Genomic DNA, 21,126 nt, shown 5'->3' with positions numbered 1-21,126 from the left:
AAAATCAAGTGACCACTTGCTAAGCAGATTAATAATTGCTTTGCCGAGCCTAGAATACTTTTATATCTAATTATGGTAACTATTATATTGATTTTTCTAATCTATGTACATAAAGATAATTTATCTCTAAAAAGTATTGAATAAGTTGTATTTAATTCAATAAAACTTAATAAATTTAATACTCTATACTCCCACAACAAAAAAACTTAAAAAATAAAATTAATTTTAGATTTTTTTGATATACTATTCTATTAATAATTTATATATGGATTTATAATTGTTTGAAGAAAATATTCCCTCAGCTAAAAATTTAATTTGTGCGTTAAGAGACATCGGTTATTCTTTAGAAACTGCAGTAGCCGATATAATTGATAACAGTATTTCTGCTAAAGCAACAGAAATCAATATCTATATTAAATTTGATTTTCAGAATAGTTATATAGCTATCATAGATAATGGTATTGGAATGAATGAAGAAGAGTTAAAAGATGCAATGAAATTAGGTTCTCTTAATCCACTCCAAACAAGACAAAAAAATGACTTAGGAAGATTTGGTTTAGGTCTAAAAACAGCATCTTTTTCTCAAGCAAGTAAATTAACAGTTGCCTCTTCACAAAACTTAAATACATATGCAAGATGTTGGGATTTAGAACACATAATAAAAACTGAAAAATGGGAAATTGAAAATTTAAATAATAAACTCCAAGATATAATAAAAATTAATAAATTACTAAGTTGTGGAACTTTAGTAGTTTGGGAAAAGCTAGATAAACTTATTGAAAAAAATACAAAAAGAAAAGCTGAAGATATTTTTCAAGAAAAGATTGCGATATTAAGAGATCATTTATCTTTGGTTTTTCACAGATACTTAACTGGAGAACCGGGAATAAAGAAAATTGTCATTAAACTTAATAACGACAACCTAATCCCATTCAATCCTTTTGAGGGAGCGGGGAAACCATTTCCAGAAGAAGAATTTAATAATATTAAAATGCAAGCTTATTTATTACCACATCATAGTAAAATTTCATATGAACAATACAAAAAGTTAGAAGGTAAAGATGGTTATTTAAATTCACAAGGATTTTATATATATAGAAATTCAAGATTATTGGTATATGGAACATGGTTTAGATTAATAAAAAAAACAGATATAACAAAACTTGCAAGAGTAAAAATAGATCTTCCTAATTCAGAGGATTTTTCTTGGTCAATTGATGTTAAAAAATCTCAAGCTGTTCCTCCCGATAATATTAAAAATGAATTAAAAAGAACTATTGATAAGATAACTTCACAATCGACTAGAGTATATACAAAAAGAGGTGCTAAAATCTCAAAAAAAGATAATGTATCATTTTGGAATGAATATCATAACCATAATAAGAAAAGTTATAAAATTAATTTGGAACACCCAATGATTAGTGAATTACTAAGTAATCTAGATCTAAAAGATAAAAATTCTGTAAAAGAAATTTTTAGTTATATTGAAGATAACTTACCGATTGACACAATTTATTCTGATATGACAATTCAACCTGAAAATATTAGACAACAAAATATAGAAAAAGAAAAACTCTTAAAATATGCCGAAGACTATTGGAAAATACAAAAAGAAATGGGGAATGAAGATGATATCATCAAAAAAAAGTTTCTTAATACAGAACCATTTAGTCATTTCATTGAGTTTAGTGAGAATTTTGTAAACTATAAACTAGAAAGTTGAAACTTATGGATATAAAAGAAAAACTTATAAATAATGTAATACATGACCTATCCCAAACACCAGACAATAAAACACCTGAATTTATTCGTAAATTAATTGTGCATTTTGCAGCTAATCCTTTAAATCCAATTGAATTACTAGAAAATGAGATTGAAGATATAGCAAAACATATTGAATATATGTTTGGGTTAACAATGGAAGAAGGAACTTTACTAGAATCTAAAGAAGAATTTACTCCTTGGCTTCCAGAAAAAAAAGCTTCAGAAGATTTTGAGCCATATTTTTGGAATAGATATAAAAAGTATCTATTTCAACAACAATTTCCTGACCAAATAATCTCTAGGATAGATGATGTAACAGATAAAATATTAGGTCGCTTAGAAAATCCATCAAAAAAAGGATATTGGAACAGAAAGGGAATGGTTGTAGGACATGTACAATCAGGTAAAACTGCCAACTTTATTGGAGTAGTAAATAAAGCTTCAGATGTAGGATATAAACTAATTATAATACTTGCAGGAATGATAGAAGATTTAAGATCTCAAACTCAAATTAGAGTAGATGAAGGCTACATTGGACAAGATAGTAGTAAAAAAGATAATGTTGATAGATCAGAAACATTAATTGGAGTTGGGAATATTGATCCAAATCGAATACCTATGACATTAACAGACAAGTTCAATGATTTTAAAACAACAACTAACTTTCAACCAAATGAATACAATAATGCAACTATAATAGTTGTGAAAAAGAATACTTCAGTATTAAGAAAATTAAAAGAGTGGCTTAAAAGAAATAATACAAATTTAAACGGAACTATTTCAGATTTACCTTTACTTATGATTGATGATGAAGCAGATCACGCATCGGTTAATACAAATAATCCAGATAAAGATCCTACTGCAATAAATCAGAGAATTAGGGAAATATTATCTTTATTTAATAGAAAATGTTATTTAGCTTACACTGCAACTCCATTTGCAAATATTTTTATTGATCCAGATAATGATGATGATATGTTAAATGATGATTTGTTTCCAAGAGATTTTATATATAGTTTAGAGCCACCAAATAACTATGTTGGTGCAGAAAAAATATTTAATAGTACAGAAGAAATCAATATTATTAGAGAGGTAAATGATATTGAAGATATCCTACCTGTAAGACACAAAAAAGATGCTGACTTTGTAGCCTTACCTGATAGTTTATTTGAAGCCATAAATTCACATATAATTTCTAAAGCTATTAGAATAATTCGAGGTCAGAATAAAAAACATCATTCAATGTTAGTTCATGTTTCGAGATTTAAAGATGTCCAAAAACAAGTTTATGGATTAATTGCACAGTATAAACAAAATATGTTAAACAATATTAGGTCATATTATAAGTTATCATTTGAAGATGCTATAAAAAATGGTTATATTGTTAACCTTTATAATACTTGGGAAAAAGAATATAGAAATATTCATTCAAATTGGGGAGAGATTCAAGACTTACTTTTAGAAGCTTGTGGTCCAATGCAGACTATGTTGATTAATGGTGATTCTGACGATAATTTGGATTATGCTATTTATAAAGAAAATGGCTTAAATGTTATAGCTGTTGGTGGAGATAGACTATCAAGAGGTTTAACACTTGAGGGTTTAGCAACAAGTTATTTTTATAGAAATACATCAATGTATGATACTTTAATGCAAATGGGTAGATGGTTTGGTTACAGAGATGGGTATCATGATTTATGTAGAATTTACTTAACTCCTATGACTGAAGCATATTTTAGTCATATTGCAGAGGCAACAGAAGAATTAAGAGATGAATTAAAAGAAATGTTTGCAAAAGGTTTAACACCTAAAGACTTTGGAATTAAAGTTAGAACTCATCCTGGGTCACTTTTAATTACTGCAAAAAATAAAATGAGGACAGCTACAATAGTTAGAAGAAAGGTTAATTTTAAAGGAAAGTTATTAGAGTCAGATAAACTTGATTTAAAACCTGATAATAGGAAATTTAATTTCAACTTACTTAATAATTTTGTTTCAAATTTATTAAAACTAAAAAATATAAATAAGAACAAACAAAATAACTATGTCTTTGAAAATATACCAATTGAATATATTATAGATTTTGTTTTTGATTTTAGAAACTATAAGAATTCTCATATGACAGAAACACAACCTTTAGTAGCATATTTAAAAAATGCACAAGCCGCTTTTGAAAACTGGGATGTAGTTATAGTTAGTAATGAAAAAGAAAAAACCACTACAACTTTATCTGGATTAGATATACATATTCAAAGAAGAACGGTTGAAAAAAAAGAGCCTCATTATAAAGAAAATGATTTTATTGAAATTACCAAAAGAAGAAGAGTAGGTAATATATATGCTGAAATGGCAGGAATGAGTGAGGATGAATTATCAAATGCAATTGATGAACATATTAAAACAAATAATATGAAAAAAAAAGATTTTAAAATAGCATCTTTAAATGGTAGATTCTTAAGAAAAAATAGAAGTAAGCCATTGTTAATGCTACATCTTATTAATTCTTATACTGATATAAAAGATGATAATACACTTGTAGAGAAAGATTTATTTGCATATGGAATTAGCTTCCCATTAAAAGGTCCTGATATAGAAGAAGTTGAGTTTGCTGTAAATACTACATATATTAAAAACCAATACACTGGATACGAAGATGATGAAGAATAATCCTTGGAAAGAATTAACTCAAGATATTAACTTTAAAAGATGTGATCCTCTAAATAAGTTTGATTTTTTTTGGGGACTAAATCAAAATAAAGAATATTTGTTTTTATTAGAACATAAAAATTTTGAAGATTGGCCAAATAAGAAATTGTCATTTAATGAAATTGAGATTGAACAGTACCAATTACAATCAGGTTTTAGAATTTTATTAACTCTTAAAATGTTAAATGATTGGGATATTTTTTATACTTTGTGTGATGATATTTTAAGTTTATCAAAAGAAATAGATGATGAAAAAGTTTTATTAACTGCAATGCATAATCGTTTGCAAAGATGGCAAAAGATGTTTAGAAAAACTGGTAAAAAACTACTTACAGAACAAGAACAACAAGGATTAATGGGGGAACTTTTTTTTCTAAAAGAGTATTTGTTTAATCATTATTCTTCTCCTTTAGCATTATCTTTTTGGAGAGGACCTATAGGTGATAAACAAGATTTTGGAATAGGGAATACTAGTATAGAAGTAAAAACGAAGTTAGGTACAACTTCTTCAGAAGTACATATAAGTTCAATTGAACAACTAAATTTTCAAACAAAATCTGCATACTTATTTGTTTTAACTTTAAATAAGTCAGAAGAAAACTCATATAGTTTATCTTCATTAATTAATAGTATTAAAGAATTAATTGAGGATTATGAATCTATTGAATTATTTGAGTCTCTTTTATTGGAAATGGGTTATATAGAATTACCTGAGTACAATGAAAGATTTTATGCTTTTATTAAAAATATGTTTTATGAAGTTGATGACAATTTTCCAAGATTAACTTTTTCAAATACTCCTAGTGGAATTTCTAGTATCAAATATACAATTGATCTAAATACATGCAGTAAAAATATTCTAGAAGAGGAAAAAGTAAAAGAAAGGATTTTTAATGTCTAGCCAAATTGAACTTTTTAGAGAAAATTATCTACAAGATATCTTTAACTCTTCTGAAGTTAATAATGACTTTTATGAAAATGTTTTTACAGAAAAATATGCTAAAGAGTTACAAGAAATTGGAGAGATTGATGAAGAGATTGAAATATCATATTGGTATGAAACAGGAATAAAGGTTAATGGATATTCGTATGATGAAGATGAACAAATATTAAATTTATTTGTAACAGTTTTTAGTCAAGATATCTCTGAAAAAAGTCTTACAAAGACAGAAATTAATCAGGCTTTTAATAGATTGGAAAAATTTTATAAAAATTCTTCAGATAAATCTTACTATTCAAAACTTGAAGAATCAACACCAGTATATGATATCTCTTATATAATTCATAAAAATAAAAGAAACTTTTCAAAAATTCGTTTTTATCTTCTAAGTAATAAGATTATAAGTGAAAAAGCAGAAACACCTCCAAGTGTTGTTCTTGATGAAATAGAATATTCATATAGAATATGGGATATAAGCAGATTATTTAGAATGAATTCTTCAAAGCAGCAAAGAGAAGACATTTTAATAGATTTTGATGAGATATCTGAAACACCAATTTATTGTTTACCAGCACATTTAAATACATCTAATTATGAGTCTTATTTATTAGTTTTACCTGGAACAATATTATCAAAACTATATGCGGATCATGGATCTAAACTTTTAGAGCAAAATGTTAGGACTTTTTTACAAGCACAAGGAAAAGTAAATAAAGGAATTAGAAATACAATACTAAAAAAGCCTGATAAGTTTTTTGCTTATAACAATGGTTTAACAACTATTGCAGAAGAAATTATTACTGAGCAAACTAAAGGTGGCCTAAAAATAAAGAAATTAAAAAATTTACAAATAGTAAATGGGGGACAAACATCAGCATCTATTTATAGAGCACTAATAAAAGATAAGGCTAAAGATCAATTATCTAAATTATTTGTACAAGTTAAACTTACAATTGCTCCATTTGATTTGGTTGATGATGAAAGCGAAGATACTAAATTTGTACAAAAAATTTCTGAATATGCTAATACTCAAAATAAAGTAAATGCAGCAGATTTCTTCTCAAATCATCCATTTCATGTTCGTATGGAAGAGTTTTCTAGAAGAGTTTATGCAAAAGATGCAACTGGAGGGCATCGAGAAACAAAATGGTTTTATGAACGAGCTAGAGGACAATATAAAGATGAGCAAGCATTTAAAACACCTGCAGAGGTTCAAAAGTTTTTAAAAGAGTATCCCAAGAAACAACTTATTACTAAAACAGATTTTTCTAAATATGAAAATGTTTGGGAAGGTATACCAGATGTTGTTGCTAAAGGAGCTCAATATAGTTTTGTAGAATATGCAAAAGAGATTGGTAAGAAATGGGAAAAAGGTGAAGCCGAATACAATGAATTTTACTATAAATCAGCTATTGCGAAAGCTATAATATTTAAAGCTACTGAAGATATCATTTCAAATTCACCTTGGTATGATGGTGGATTTAGAGCTCAAACGGTAGCATATTCTATTTCATATTTAGATCATATTATAAAACAAAAAAATAAATATTTTGATTTTATGAATGTTTGGGATAAACAAAAAATTAGTTTCGCTACACAAGACTTATTAAAAGTTATAACAAAAACTGTATATGAAGATCTTACTAATCCACCAACTGGAGTGGCAAATGTTTCTCAATGGGCAAAGAAACCTGGATGTTGGCAAAGTGTACAAAAAATACAAATTGAAATACCCTCTGAGTTTATGAATGAACTTTTAGATAAAGAAGAATTTTCTGAAGATAAAAAGATTGCTAAGAAACAACAAAAGCAAGACAATGGAATAGAAGCTCAAAAGAAAGTATTTGATCTTATTAAAAATAAAAAGTGGCAAGAAATTAAGAGTTTTGCAATTGATAATAATGAATTAACAGCATATGAAATAGGATTAATTGATAAAGCAATTATAATGCACAATGATATTACAAATAAAGAAAAAGTATCTATTGACTTAATGAACGCAGTTTATAGATTAGAAGATATAGGTTTAGAAATTTAGAATGAAAAAGAATACTAAAAATCTATGGACAATTGAAGAATTAGATGAGTCTGTAAAAGCCTATGTTGATATGAGAAATAAGTACTTGAATGATGAAAATTTTATTAAAAAAAAATATTATGAGGAATTAGTAGAAAAATTTGGTAGAACAATAAAATCATTTGAATATAGGATGCAAAATATATCATATGTTTATACTTTAATGGGAAGAGATTATATACCTGGATTAAAGCCAGCAAGTGGAGTTAGTCCAGGACAAATTGATACAATTCAGAAATTAATTACTAAATATGAAAATTTTATAAGTAGAGAAAATTTAATTTTTAATTCTGAAATCTATAAGTATGAAAATATTAATGAAGATACTATACCTGAAGGTAATAAAATCCCTAAAAGAGAAAATGTTGAAGTAACCAATTTTAAAAGAGATCCCAAAGTTGTTGCTTGGATATTGAAGAATTCTAAAGGAATTTGTGAATGTTGTAAAAAAGCTGCTCCTTTTGAAAAAGAAGATGATTCTTATTTTTTAGAGGTACATCATTTAAAACTATTGTCTGATGGAGGAAGTGATACAATAGATAATGCAATTGCAGTATGTCCTAATTGCCATCGAGAATTACATTATGGTAAAAATAGAAAAAATTTAATAAATGAAATTTATAAAAATATAGAAAGATTAATGAGGTAAAAAATTTTATGAGAAACAAATTGATAAAGGTATAGATTTAATTTATACTAAAGAAAATAAAACATTACTAGTTCAATGCAAGAACTATAGTAAGCCTAAATCAACAACCTATGATATTTAATAGTCATGCGATGAAATACATAAAAGAAAAGAATTTAGAACTTAAATATGTGTTACTTAATAAAGAAGTATTAGATATTTCAGCTTTAAAAACGTTGATTAATGATTATTATAATTGCAAATATATTATAATTTAAATTATAAAAATAATAGTGGGAATTGATGGAAGATTTAGAAAGAATATTACAACATATTGACCAAAATTTGTATGAAGAATATAATTCATTATTAAAAGACTTAACAAGTGATATCTATCCCTGTATTAATGAAGCTCTAGCTGTTAAAAATGGAATTTATACTAATCATGATAAGAAACATTTTGATTTAGTTATAAAACAAGCAGGTTATTTATTAAGAGCAGATGAAATTCTAAAATTAGCAAAAGAGAAAGCATTTGATTTATTAAGTAATGAAGAAAAAAGAGTTTTCTTTTTTCAGAATTCACTGGAACTATTTATATTACTATGTTCTATTAGAGTTCATGATATAGGCTTAATCATCAATAGAGAAGACCATAGTACTAATATATTATATACACTGAATATTTTAAAAATTATGAAAATTAAAATAGCTAGTCTTAGATTAATATCAGAAATTGCTTCTGCTCATACAGGTAACTCTTTAACTGGAACTAAAGATACAATAAAAGATTTAGAAAAAATTACACAAATAGATAGTAAATATATTAGACCTCAAATGTTAGCTGCAATTGTAAGATTTTCTGATGAATTAGAAGAAGGTGAACATAGAACAAATCTATCTCAACTTAAATTTGAAAATATACAAAAAGAAAATATTGTATTTCATAAATATTCATTATCAATGAGTAATTTAAGTATTTCTCATGAAGACAGTACACTTAATTTAACATTTGAAATAAGTGAAAATGAAAATGAGATTTATATAAAACCAAGTGGTGATAAAGTTACATTACTTGAGGAAATTTACAATCGATTACAAAAATTAGAAGTAGAAAGAAAATATTTCCAAAGATTTATGTGTAATTCATTCAATATAGAAAAAATTAATGTGAAAATACATCTAGTTGATGAAGAATATTTCAATATATTAAAAACTATTTCAATAAGTACTACTGATAGTTATCCAAAAATTGAAGCTTTTGGACTTGAAGATTTATATGAAGAAATAGAAAAAAATAAAGGTGATGCATGACAAATCCATTTTCAGTAGTAACTCCAGAAAATATAACATCAGATGATATAAAAAGTTTATTTGTAGAAAGTATTGATTTTAAAAGCTTAGAAAAAAAAGGACATACTTTTATACATGGACATAGAGGTTGTGGTAAAAGTATGGCTTTACAAGTATTAAGAAGTAAAAATTATATAAAATACAAAGGTTTTGAAAATATTAAAGATTTGCCTTTTATTTGTATTTATATTCCAATTAAAAGATCCGTATTAGCATCAACTGAATTAGAAAGGTTAAAAAATGATATATTAGAAAAATATTTTGCAGAACATATGCTTTGTTTACATTTTGCTATTAATATATGTAAAGAATTAATAGATTTTATTGATTATAAAATATCATTAGATGAAAAAGAAATAAACGTATTTAAAAATAAAATTGGACTTTTAGGTTTTGATGTTTCAAATTTAAATAATGATTTTATTTTAAAAGATTTGTTAAATTTATTTGAACTTAACTGGAGTAAAGACAACTTAATAAGAAGAAAAATGTCCATTGCAAGAAGACCAGAAGATATTTCTGAACCATCAATATTGACAACTTATCATGACTTCTTATTACCTTTAATAAAATTTTTGAAAAAATTTGATAAAAATCGAGTTTTAAATAAAGATATACTTTTATTAATTGATGATGCTGATAATTTACCTCTAGTTTTTACTGAAATATTAAATGAATGGGTTTTATATAGAGATACTGAAAATATTAGTTTTAAAATTTCTACCCAATTGAAATATAAAACATTTAGAACAATTTCAAATAGTAGAATTGAAAAACCTCATGATTACAATGAAATTATTTTTTCTTATGTAGTTTCATCAGAAAAAAAGAAAGAATATACAAATTTTGTAAAAGATATAGTAGAAAAGAGGTTAAAGACAATTAATATTGATTCAACAGCATATGAATTTTTACCAGAGAAAAAATCACAAGTAAAAAGAATACAGGAAATTAGTGAAGAATTTAAGAAAAAATGGCATGAAGGAAAAGGAAAAGGAAACCAAGTAAATGATGATGCATATAGATATGCACGTTCAGATTATATTAAAGAATTAGGTGGTAAGCGTAAACAAAAATCTAACTATAGTTATTCTGGATTTAAACAATTAGTAAATATTTCTTCTGGAATAATTAGACATTTTTTAGAACCTCTATCAAAAATGTATTCTGAACAACTTTTAAAAAATCCAAAAAATTTAGAATTTATTGAAAGTTCAATTCAAGATAATATAATAAAAAGAGAATCAGATAATTTTTTTACTTCTCAGTTTGAACATTTAGAAAAAGAGATAACAAATAACAATGTTCATGAAGAAAAAATTATAAGATTAAAAAATTTTATTACTGCTATAGGACAAAATTTTCATTATATTCTTTTATCAGACTTATCAGAAAGAAGAGTTTTTTCATTTACAATTAGTGATGAAAAAAATATTACAACTGAAATTAAAGAAATTCTAAAACTTGCAATAGAATATGGATTGTTATATGAATCTAAAATTGGGAAAAAAAATTCTCCTGGAAGAACTGAATTATATATATTAACAAGAGTTCTTGCACCATATTTTAAACTCGATCCTAATGGTTTTTCAGGGTATCAATCATTAACGACAGAATGGATTAAATGTGCATTAACAAATCCAAACCAAAAATTAGCTAAACTTCGACAAGAAGATAATAACAGCTTAAAAAACATTCAACCTACACTACCAGGTTTTTAAGGATTTTTTATGAATATGAAAATTAGACCAATTGATATAAACTTTGAAAGATCTGATGTATTACTAGTTTGTATGAGTTTTGAAAAAGAGAGATGGAAAAAGTATTTATTAGAAAATTCTTATAAAAAATATATAATTTTTTATAATGAAGAATTTATAAATAATTATCAAGATGAAATGGACTTTTTTCATGATAAGGAAAAGTTTATTTTTGTAAAAACATCAATTAGTGATCCATTAAATACTATAGATAATTATATAGATTACATATTAGATTTTGAAAACTCTACAATGGATTTAGATTGTTCAACATTTACACATGAACATTTAATGATAATTTTAAAAGTTTTAAGTCATATAAAAATTAATTCTTCAATAAATTTAATTTACACAAGTATGAAACATTATTTAACATTTCAAGAATCAGGCTGGTTAAGTAAAGGAGTTAAAGAAATAAGAAACATTATAGGATATTCAGGTAATTTATTGCCATCAAAAAAACTTCATTTAATATTGTTAGTTGGTTTAGAAAATGAAAGAATTCAAAAAATCATACAAGAATATGAACCTTATAAGATATCAGTTGGTAAAGGTTCTTTTGAGTCAAGTTTTACAAATGAACTTTCTAAATATAATGATACTCTACATGAAAAAGTTGATAAATTTACTAAAAATATTATTAGTGATTTAGATAATATTGATAATTTTGAATTTTCATGTAATAACGCTGAAAACACTTATAAGACATTAAATAAAATTATAAATAATAATAAAGAATTTAATAATGTAATTATAGCTGCTAATTCAAAGATATCTACAATTGGAGTTGCTAAAATTGGCTTAATGAACGAAGATATCCAAATCTGCTATGCACAACCTATTGAATATAATACTGACAATTATACGAAAACATTTAATGAATTTAAATTCTACGAATTAAGTTTTATCGATGAATAAGCAATAATTTTATCAAATATAGTTTTCCCTAATAGAGGGGGAACTGCATTTCCAATTTGCTGCTGTTTATAACTTAGTGGTCCCTCAAAAATCACATGATCAGGAAAACTTTGTAATCTAGCAGCTTCTCTTAAGGAAAGACCCCTATCTTCTTCAGGATGAATAAGCATGCTCTTTCTATAGTTAGCTATTACAACTGAAGGTTGAGATGAATCGAGTCTTTTATAAATACCACTATGCATATTTTTGGTATTTGAATAATTTTGCATAAGATGAGAGGGAATATCTTGCCAGTTTTTACCTGGTCTAATATATTTATATCTTTCTATAACATAGTCTTTATTTCTACTTATTAGATTTTGAGTTGGTGCTTTAGCTTTTTCTCTCATAGTTTTTAAATATAAACTATCTGCATTTTTTGTATAAGAACATATTTCTCTATGTTCTCCATTTTGAAGCCCTTTTGGTAAATCAGATAGTGCTTCACCTACTGTAACAATAGATTTCTTTTTTAGTGAACTAAAATCAAATTTAATACCATTCTTATTGCCTACGATAAAAAACCTATTTCTTTTTTGTGGAACTCCAAAATCTGAGGCAGTTAATACAGATGAACTTGTTTCATAACCTAATTTTTTAAATTCTTCCTCTATATTTAGAGCAAATTTTCCTTTATCAAAAGATTTAAACCCTTCAACATTTTCAAATAGAAACCATTCTGGTTCCAATTCTTTTAAGAATCTATAATATTCTTTAAACATCCAGTTATTTGGATTATCCAAATTTCTTGTTTTTGTATTAGCAATAGAAAAACCTTGACAAGGAGGACCACCCATAAGTATAAATGGAAACTTCTTAGTATGTTCTAGAGGATTTACAGTTCTTATATCTTGATTTAAAACCGTAGCTTTTTTATGATTTTTTTTAAATGAATCTGCAGCATGTTTATCAAATTCTACAGCAAGAATTGTTTTAATACCGGCCATTTCTGCACCAATACTCAATCCGCCTGCTCCACTAAAAATATCTACTGCACTCTTCATTTAACCTCTTATTTATCTTAGAACCAAAAACTTATTATATTTAAAAATAGCTGCAATATTTCTTAAACATAAAATATAATATGTCTCAAAATTTCTTATATTAATTATATAAATCTTTGAATATAAAGTACTCTAAATTTCTAGATTCTATCTAACCAAAGCATCCCTAATCTGCTCATCAGTAGGTCTAATATAACCTAGTGTTGTACTAACATTCTTATGACCAATAAAATTAGAAATAATCTTCACATTAATAGATTTACTTCCCATTTCTGTAATTAATCCTTGTCTAAATGAATGTGAAGTAAATCCAGATCCAAGTATCTCTTTCATTTTGGAATTGACCTGTTGTATAAAAACAATATTATTTATCTTGTCTTTTTTATTCACACTTTTATAGATAACTCTATTTTCATCATCTTCACTGGTAAAATCAAATACCTTCTCAATTTCTTTTTTAAATGAAGTTGATAAATATATTTTTCTCTCACTAGAAGTTTTAGACACATAAACTTTTATCATTCCTTCATCAAGCAAATTTTTTACATCTTTTATTTTTAATTCCTGAACCTCATTTAATCTCAAACCAGAAAAATATAAAAAAATAAATGTTCTAAGTAAATTGTCTCTTGTATTTTTTCTAATAGATTCATCACCTCTAATATATGACATTAACTTTTTAAACTCAATCTCTGTAATACTCTCTTTTATTCTTTTGATTTTCTCAGCCATTTTTAAAAACCTTATAATTTATTAGATATATAAACATTTTATTATGTTTTAAAATTTCTATTTTCATTTTTTTATTTGTAAACACTATAAAAACTCAATACCTTATAAAATATAGTATTTTATAGGGTCTTGAAATTTATTATGAAGTTTTCTATTATCATTCATATCATTCAAATCCAAACTTTCAATATCAAATTCTAAATCAACTATAATATTTTTAAAATATTCAATGTTTTCAATTTCACTTGCATCTACATTATTTACAATTAATTTTAAATATCCTCCAGCTTCACACCAGGTTTTATAAATCAATCTATGATTAGAACAAAGATGTTCATCTTTTGAACTAGAACATTTAACTTTTATATCTTTTAATAAACACATATCAATCCTTTTTATTTATTTGTTTTATAAAATGCAGCTTCAATGAAGACAAAGAGAATATTAAAATAATTGTTAATATAAAAAATACAATATAAGTATGCAGTGACAAATAGTAGTAAAATAAACCAACTGCAAATATAGAGCTTAGTAAATACATATTTATAAACTTGTTTTCATAGTAAAGATTACTATATATCTCTTTTTTATTCATATTTTTTATATTTGAAATAATCTTATGGTTGTATATAGTTACTTGAATAACTATAAGTAGATAACTAACAAGTAATATAATCTCATCTATTTTCATATATTTGATGTAATAAAAGATTTAGAGAAGAAAAAATAGTTTTTTAATTCTCTTCACTTTTTTTATCTTTCATAGTTTCTTTCCAATCATCCTTATCAATAATGCCAACTCCCACTCCAATTGATATAAGGCAAAAAACTAAATATATAAGAGCAAAGCTTACATCACTTGAACTTTTTACATAGTTTTCAAATGCGACAATATATAAAAAATAGAAAAAACCAATTATTAATGCAAGGGCACTACTAACTGTAATAAGTATATAAAATTCTTTAAAATACTCATTCATTGTTTTATAAAATTTACAAGACATAAATCACTCCTTTATTAAACATTTTGATAATTCAAAGATATTATCACCATCAGTTATTAAATTAGACTCTTTTTTATAGTACTTATACCCTTTTGTAGAAGATACTACTTTATTATCACAAATAAGCTCTTGGCTATTTTCAAATGCAATAGCTACTTTATCAACTCTATTTTTATCTATACTATGAGTAAAATATAAAATTATATAAACAGCAATTAAAAATATAAGACCTTTTACATATGTATAAAACTTCTTTTTTTCTTTTTCACACTCAATATCTTCAGACATAGTTACTCCTTTTATTTATTAACTTGATAAACAGGTTTTGTTTGTGAAAAGTATGCTATTGCAAAAGCTATAACTATAAGTCCAATTACACAAAATGGAATAAATAAAATAGCTTGAATAATAGTAAATACTAAACCAAATAAAAATTTTGTACTTTTAATATTATAAATAGCAGTTCCAAGAAATATTAAAAAAGAAATAACCATTACAACTATTCCATTTAATATGTCTTTCTCATCTTTTAAAGAACTAATGTACCATTCATATCCAATATAAGCAGATGCATAAATAGTCATATATATTCCAAATGTTGTTTCAGTAAAAAACTCATAGCTATATTTTTTATATGCATATTCATTTAATTTCATCATTAATCCAAATAGCAAAAATAGAGCTATTGCTACTGCTATAATTTTAAGTACTAGCATTTTTATTCCTTTTTTAATATTCATAATAAATGAATACTAAATAATTATATTAATATATTATGAATTTTAGTACTATAAAACTTATATTATTCTTATATTATTAATAATATTTATATTAAAAGTATATTTATTCATATATTATTAATCTTTTTACTAAGCAATTTAATTGTAAAATCTATTAAAGGAATTAAATGGCATACCATAAAGTTGTATCTAAGTTGATGGATTTTAGTATTAATAGTTACTATATATGGAAGAAAGAGGACAGACCAATAATCTCTTTACTTCATAAATATTTAACTGAAAAAGATATAGAAGAATTCTTAGAAACTGGTTCAATATCAAAGTTTGACAATATCCAATATTCAAAAGAAGATATATACCAAGAGTATTTGATGTTTATAGCAAATTTTACTAATCAAGAACTATTAATATTTTTGAAACTAATTAAAAAAAATCAAGAGAATCTTTCATCCTTCTCTCAAAATTTTATAAAAGAAGTTATAAAATTTAAATGTGAGGAAGATATAAAAGTAAAACTAATTGAAGAGTATAGTAAAGTTATTGATAAAAATAAACTATTTTATTTAGGCTTGAATTTATTAATAAAAGAAGAATTTAGAGGATTTTATAATTATGTTAAAAATTATGAGATTCATATGCCTCTATTCCATATTATAGAATATTTGAATGCATTTAAAGGGATTAAAGTAAAAAATATAGAAGAATATTTCCCTCAATTAAAAGATTCTGAATATGTAAAAAAGTGTGAAGAAGAAGAGGATTATCAATCATTAGATTTTTCTGATGAATATTATGACAAGTTGTTGAAGTTGTTATAAAATAAGATCATCTATACAAAACAAATTTTTAAGCTTTAGGGAATAATTCAGGGATAATCTCTGCTGCAAAATGTGAGTTTAACCTAATCCTAATAGGGCTTGAAGGTTCACTAGATTGCACATATCCTCTTTCTTCTAATTCTTTTACTATTTTTATTGCCGTTGGCTTACTAACTCCCAATATATCTTTAACACTATTTCTAGGTATTTCTCCTTGAACGAGAAGGGTTTGGAATATTATATTTGAATGTTTGGGTAGAGGTTTTATATTAAAATACATATTCTGCTCTGCAAACTTTACATAATTTGATATTCTTGATGAAATTTGGTCAATTCTAATCACACTTGACATATAACTAATTTGATCTAATGCAATATCTAACATAAACTCTAAAAAATAGACAAGACCTTTTAATGATAAATTTCCTCTGCCATCATTATATCCACCTCTATAAGGTTCATCAGCTTTTGATAATGCATTTTGGTATCCATCTATATTTCTTGCTAATCCTCTTGATAAATTCCATAGTCCATAACCATCTAAATTTATTCTTTGAAATAGGTAGTCTAAATATAATCTAGAAATTCTTCCATTGCCATCAAAAAAAGGGTGAATATAAACTAATCTATGATGTGAACATAAAACATTAATTAATTTTATTGTTTTAGTACTTGGTATACATTGATTATATAAAGTTTCAAATTCATTAAAACAAGAGTTTAATTCGTCATCTGAAGGTGGGATATGTAACCCTATTTTAACAGCTCCATCTCTAAGCTCTCCTGGTACCATTGAAACTGATAAGTTTCCATGTTTTATATCAAGAGTATGTTTCATTTCATCTTTTGAATAGAATTTTTCATGGATATCAAGAATAGTATTTTTTGAAAATAGTTTATCTTCACTATCATCTAAAGCTTTTTTTTCAAGATATTTCTGTACTTCAATATGAATTAAAGACAACTGTTGTAAATTTTTTTCTTTAGCGTCACTTGAAAAATCTTTTTTCATGGCTCTTTCAATATCTATAGGGTGGGTACCTTCAGATTCAATTCTGTTTGAGTAATAACTATTTGTAATTCTAAGTAACTCTTTTAAAGCACTAATAAAATGAATATTGTGTCCACCTGTTAATTTTGCACTTTCAATCACAACTGTTTCAGCTTTTTTCAAAAGGCTATTATCTATTTTTATTTCATTTGTTTCTGGAATTATAGGAGTAATAAACATTTTAATATTCCTTTATTTTTTATAATATATTTTACCTCAAATTTTACCTAAGTTCTTACCTATTTTTATATCAATAGAATACCTTTAAATTGTATCTTATCATAAAATCAGAATTAAAACAATAAATTTATATTTTATTAAAATTTTACCTCTATTTTTACTTGAAAAAACAATTCAAATAACCAAGTATTCTAAATCTTTTAGTTCATATAGGAAATTCAGATAAAATGAATAATCTCAAGAAGTAATGATGTACCAAAATAGAATTAATTATGATAAATAATGTTCAGTAATACTAGCTCTATAATGTTTCATTTCCCAAGAAACTCCTTGCATAGCTTGTTCATATGAGTAACCACATTGTTGATATTCCCTTACCCTCCTTCGACAAAATGCCCAACGAAAACCGTGAGAACCATTTTCACTTTCTTTAGACATTAAGCAAGCTTGCCTAATGTCATTTGCATACTTTTGATATTTAATTCTAAAACTATTAACATTTTTATCTATAAAATATTGTTCCAACAGCCCATATGTCTTTATTGAAACTGCAATATCCCCAACCTTACCTCCTTTTTCTTTTGTTTCAATAACTCCAATTTCTTTTTTTGTAATATCATCAATATTTATTCCTTTTAATTGAGATCTATTTATTAAAGTAACTCCCTCACTTCTTGCTCCACCTTCTAACTGCATTAGTGCAGCTAGTTGATGATTATAATATTCAAGATTTTCAATTATTCGATAGGGATTTATATATGCTCTAGATTTTTTTATATCAGAAACAAATTTTATTTTTTTTGAAGCGGATAAAAGTCTTTTTAGTTTACTAAAATCATACAATATTGGATTATCATATTTTTGTTTTGAATATTTATTTAAGGTAAATTCTAATTTCACCATTGCACTTACAATTTTTTCAGCATACTGTTTTGCGGGATAATACTCAATTTTATAAAGATAATAAGCCTCTACATGTTCGTATGTTATTAATTCACAGTTTTTTAGCTTCCAGTGTTCTCTTAAATAGTTAAATAAGTTATTCCAAACTCTTCTGTATGTTTCCATACTTTTATATGATGCAATACAATTAAAATGATTGTGATCTGGATTTATTCTATCAATCTTTTTTGCACCTTCTACAAAAATCACTTTTGCAAGAATTGACGTTTGATAATAAACAGAACCCCTCATTTATCTCCTTTATCGTTTTTTTCTCCCGCCGCATATACAGGTATGTGTTGAGTCAATCTACTTTTTATTTGCTAATGAAGTATCAACATTAGTTCAATCTTTAGCTCATGAATGCTTGCATAACTTAATAAATCATGTCTTTACAGTTTTGCGAGAACTGATGAAACTCACCCTTCTTTGAAGGCACTCTATTTTTAATGTAGTTTGTTTAAGCCAAATAGAATAACTCTTAAGTCAAACCCAATTTTTTTAGCAATGAATTGAAACATTGTCTTATTTTCATAAGAAAAATAAAACCTTATACTATCATGAATTTTGTAAACTATTTACCTATTTTGTTTTATAGAATTACTAGAAACTTATTTTTTCTTCCGTTTCCTATTTTCTGATTAAATAGCTATAAGTACTAGGAATTCAGAGTTTAAGAATAATAAAACTAAAATAGTTTACACTATATTTTACTTTCAAATTTACACATTGTTTACACTCATGTTTACATCATTCGTATATTATAAATACTATAATAGGTGGGAATGAAGCTAATAGTGCGAGTTTATACATTTGTGCAGGTGAATATAAAGGTGGAGGGTTAACCCTTCATCTTGATGGAAACTCAATTTTTAGTGATTCTAGGCATGAATATCATGTTGGGGCTAGGTTAAAGTTTATCTATTAAGAAGTATCACAACTGATAACTTCAAAATTAATTTTTAATCCAAAATATTTAATGGTCTTTAATTAAGGGGGAAGGAGTGTTAAATCCCCCTTTATAATCTTAGTTCCATTTCTCTAATATTTTCTCTTAATCTTGTATTCTCTTTTTTCAAAACTTTTATTTTTTCTTCAAGTTTTTTTCTTTCATCAAGTGTGTTTTTTATGGCAACAGTAAGTAATGAAATGCCATGAAGATGATTCATAATCGTTTCTGTAGTGTCTTTTAGAGGATGCAAAGTTAGATCTATTCGTTTTAATTGATCTCGACTTAAATGCAATTTTCTACTAAGATTCTCAATATCATTGTTGTGCGCAAGTAATATCTCATCTATACTTTTTTTGATTTTTTTTCTTTCATTTACGAGAAAATCAATAAAAATTCTTTTTATATTGTTTCTAATTATCACTGCACTCATTATTAGTGTGATAATATATATAATTCCATATAATGCTGAATTATAATCCATTTTTTAACTCCTCATATACATTTTTTATATATTGGTGTGAGACATTTTGTCTATATTTTGTCTTAAAAATTAATGAAATATCTCTCCAACTAAAACTTTTTTCTCTCAACTTTTGTATGATTGAAAATCTATCTACTATTGCATCATATTTTTCTTTTCTTGGTGCTTTCTTCAATGATTTTAATTCAAGAGCAGTGATGTGTGCAATTTCATTCAATGATTTACTTTTGTTTTTTTTATTTAGATAATCAAGCTTGTCATGGATATCTTTTACTGCTAGTATAAAAGACATGTAATCAAGTATTTCATTTTTTTCATTGACATCTTGTTTCAGTTTAAAGAAATAATTTCTTTTTTCTTCAAATATTTTTAGTTTTATTTCTTCACTTTGTCTAGAGAACCAATTAATCATTTTTTTTTGACTGTCATCGTTTAATTTTAGCTTTAATTCTAGATCTTTCAATATACACTCTTTATTGAATTTTTTAAAATCCACCGAACTAAATTGTCTATTGAAAATAACGTTCCTTTAATAGGATCAATAAACAATCCTTGTTTCCTGTATTCTGATATTGTTCCAGCTTTTACGCCCATAAGTTTAGCGATTGAATTTTGATTAATTACATTGCTATACCTACTAACATAATCACTTTTCTTTATTTGTCTTACAACCCATTCATGTTTATTTGCAACGCTTATTTGAGTAATCGATTCACATACATATATTATAGGATAAAGAACTCTCGCTCCTTTTTTCACCTGTATATATTGGATAAAATGTTTTCCATCAATACGTAATGAATTTAATGTTGACTCTGATGAGCCACGGCCTAAAATTAATGACAATTCAAATTCATTAACAGTTACCCTATTTTGCAAGAGAGGATTATCTAATATAATTTCTTTCCATTTTGTATCTGGATTAATTTCACTGTAACTATTATTAATTACAGTGGATTTATATTTTATTTTATCTACAATTTCAATATTTTCGGTTATACTTTCCATCTTGTCTCCTAATGTCTTTAAATGTATTT

General features: G+C 25.4%; 20 protein-coding genes. 9 read left to right on the top strand and 11 right to left on the bottom strand.

Going from position 1 to position 21,126, the window contains the following annotated elements:
• Nucleotides 1-277: 277 nt before the first annotated feature.
• The 8 genes from ACKU4C_RS00490 to ACKU4C_RS00455 all read left to right on the top strand — a co-directional run bounded on the left by ACKU4C_RS00490 (nucleotide 278) and on the right by ACKU4C_RS00455 (nucleotide 12,146).
• On the top strand, nucleotides 278-1,723 hold the full coding sequence (locus tag ACKU4C_RS00490) for an ATP-binding protein (RefSeq protein WP_321313674.1): 1,446 nt from the start codon (nucleotides 278-280) through the stop codon (nucleotides 1,721-1,723).
• A gap of 5 nt (nucleotides 1,724-1,728) precedes the next feature.
• A complete protein-coding gene (locus ACKU4C_RS00485; protein ID WP_321313672.1) occupies nucleotides 1,729-4,431 on the top strand; it encodes a Z1 domain-containing protein in 2,703 nt (900 codons plus the stop codon).
• Complete coding sequence (locus ACKU4C_RS00480; RefSeq protein WP_321313670.1) at nucleotides 4,418-5,371, top strand: PD-(D/E)XK motif protein; 954 nt, start codon at nucleotides 4,418-4,420, stop codon at nucleotides 5,369-5,371. The genes ACKU4C_RS00485 and ACKU4C_RS00480 overlap by 14 nt, the downstream gene beginning before the upstream one ends.
• Nucleotides 5,364-7,448, top strand: a complete 2,085-nt coding sequence (locus ACKU4C_RS00475) for an AIPR family protein (RefSeq protein WP_321313668.1) — start codon at nucleotides 5,364-5,366, stop codon at nucleotides 7,446-7,448. Before ACKU4C_RS00480 ends, ACKU4C_RS00475 begins: the two co-directional genes overlap by 8 nt.
• A 1-nt stretch (nucleotide 7,449) precedes the next feature.
• Nucleotides 7,450-8,136, top strand: coding sequence for an HNH endonuclease signature motif containing protein (locus ACKU4C_RS00470; protein ID WP_321313667.1), 687 nt, complete (start codon nucleotides 7,450-7,452; stop codon nucleotides 8,134-8,136).
• A gap of 282 nt (nucleotides 8,137-8,418) precedes the next feature.
• A complete protein-coding gene (locus ACKU4C_RS00465; protein ID WP_321313665.1) occupies nucleotides 8,419-9,429 on the top strand; it encodes a hypothetical protein in 1,011 nt (336 codons plus the stop codon).
• The gene (locus ACKU4C_RS00460; RefSeq protein ID WP_321313663.1) at nucleotides 9,426-11,189 is read left to right on the top strand and encodes a hypothetical protein; all 1,764 of its coding nucleotides are present in this window, start codon (nucleotides 9,426-9,428) and stop codon (nucleotides 11,187-11,189) included. The genes ACKU4C_RS00465 and ACKU4C_RS00460 overlap by 4 nt, the downstream gene beginning before the upstream one ends.
• Before the next feature lie 9 nt (nucleotides 11,190-11,198).
• Entirely contained in the window at nucleotides 11,199-12,146 is a 948-nt protein-coding gene (locus tag ACKU4C_RS00455; RefSeq protein WP_321313661.1) for a hypothetical protein, read from the top strand.
• On the opposite strand, the gene ACKU4C_RS00450 is transcribed toward ACKU4C_RS00455, so the two are convergent.
• From ACKU4C_RS00450 to ACKU4C_RS00425, 6 genes are all read right to left on the bottom strand, one after another.
• Nucleotides 12,119-13,189 carry a DNA cytosine methyltransferase gene (locus ACKU4C_RS00450; RefSeq protein ID WP_321313658.1) on the bottom strand — a complete coding sequence of 357 codons (1,071 nt, stop codon included), beginning with the start codon at nucleotides 13,187-13,189 and terminating at the stop codon, nucleotides 12,119-12,121. The genes ACKU4C_RS00455 and ACKU4C_RS00450 overlap by 28 nt on opposite strands.
• A gap of 147 nt (nucleotides 13,190-13,336) precedes the next feature.
• Nucleotides 13,337-13,921 (bottom strand): site-specific integrase, encoded by a 585-nt coding sequence (locus ACKU4C_RS00445; RefSeq protein WP_321313656.1) that lies wholly within the window; start codon nucleotides 13,919-13,921, stop codon nucleotides 13,337-13,339.
• 102 nt (nucleotides 13,922-14,023) lie between these two features.
• The gene (locus ACKU4C_RS00440) at nucleotides 14,024-14,305 is read right to left on the bottom strand and encodes a hypothetical protein (RefSeq protein WP_321313654.1); all 282 of its coding nucleotides are present in this window, start codon (nucleotides 14,303-14,305) and stop codon (nucleotides 14,024-14,026) included.
• A 350-nt stretch (nucleotides 14,306-14,655) separates the two neighbouring features.
• On the bottom strand, nucleotides 14,656-14,925 hold the full coding sequence (locus ACKU4C_RS00435) for a hypothetical protein (protein ID WP_321313652.1): 270 nt from the start codon (nucleotides 14,923-14,925) through the stop codon (nucleotides 14,656-14,658).
• 3 nt (nucleotides 14,926-14,928) lie between these two features.
• On the bottom strand, nucleotides 14,929-15,213 hold the full coding sequence (locus ACKU4C_RS00430) for a hypothetical protein (protein ID WP_321313650.1): 285 nt from the start codon (nucleotides 15,211-15,213) through the stop codon (nucleotides 14,929-14,931).
• 11 nt (nucleotides 15,214-15,224) lie between these two features.
• Nucleotides 15,225-15,641 carry a hypothetical protein gene (locus tag ACKU4C_RS00425; RefSeq protein WP_321313649.1) on the bottom strand — a complete coding sequence of 139 codons (417 nt, stop codon included), beginning with the start codon at nucleotides 15,639-15,641 and terminating at the stop codon, nucleotides 15,225-15,227.
• Nucleotides 15,642-15,832: 191 nt separating this feature from the next.
• On the opposite strand from ACKU4C_RS00425, the gene ACKU4C_RS00420 reads away from it, so the two are divergent.
• On the top strand, nucleotides 15,833-16,483 hold the full coding sequence (locus tag ACKU4C_RS00420) for a hypothetical protein (RefSeq protein WP_321313647.1): 651 nt from the start codon (nucleotides 15,833-15,835) through the stop codon (nucleotides 16,481-16,483).
• Nucleotides 16,484-16,511: 28 nt separating this feature from the next.
• On the opposite strand, the gene ACKU4C_RS00415 is transcribed toward ACKU4C_RS00420, so the two are convergent.
• The 5 genes from ACKU4C_RS00415 to ACKU4C_RS00395 all read right to left on the bottom strand — a co-directional run bounded on the left by ACKU4C_RS00415 (nucleotide 16,512) and on the right by ACKU4C_RS00395 (nucleotide 21,097).
• Nucleotides 16,512-17,714: a Fic family protein gene (locus ACKU4C_RS00415; protein ID WP_321313646.1), complete on the bottom strand. Its 1,203-nt coding sequence runs from the start codon at nucleotides 17,712-17,714 to the stop codon at nucleotides 16,512-16,514.
• 270 nt (nucleotides 17,715-17,984) lie between these two features.
• A complete protein-coding gene (locus ACKU4C_RS00410; RefSeq protein WP_321313644.1) occupies nucleotides 17,985-18,908 on the bottom strand; it encodes a hypothetical protein in 924 nt (307 codons plus the stop codon).
• A gap of 767 nt (nucleotides 18,909-19,675) precedes the next feature.
• A complete protein-coding gene (locus ACKU4C_RS00405) occupies nucleotides 19,676-20,089 on the bottom strand; it encodes a hypothetical protein (RefSeq protein WP_321313642.1) in 414 nt (137 codons plus the stop codon).
• The gene (locus tag ACKU4C_RS00400) at nucleotides 20,079-20,552 is read right to left on the bottom strand and encodes a hypothetical protein (RefSeq protein WP_321313640.1); all 474 of its coding nucleotides are present in this window, start codon (nucleotides 20,550-20,552) and stop codon (nucleotides 20,079-20,081) included. Before ACKU4C_RS00400 ends, ACKU4C_RS00405 begins: the two co-directional genes overlap by 11 nt.
• Complete coding sequence (locus ACKU4C_RS00395) at nucleotides 20,549-21,097, bottom strand: hypothetical protein (protein WP_321313638.1); 549 nt, start codon at nucleotides 21,095-21,097, stop codon at nucleotides 20,549-20,551. Before ACKU4C_RS00395 ends, ACKU4C_RS00400 begins: the two co-directional genes overlap by 4 nt.
• Between the last annotated feature and the right edge of the window lie 29 nt (nucleotides 21,098-21,126).

This window comes from Halarcobacter sp. (genome assembly GCF_963676935.1).
GTDB lineage: Bacteria > Campylobacterota > Campylobacteria > Campylobacterales > Arcobacteraceae > Halarcobacter.
This window is presented reverse-complemented; position numbering and strand designations above follow the sequence as displayed.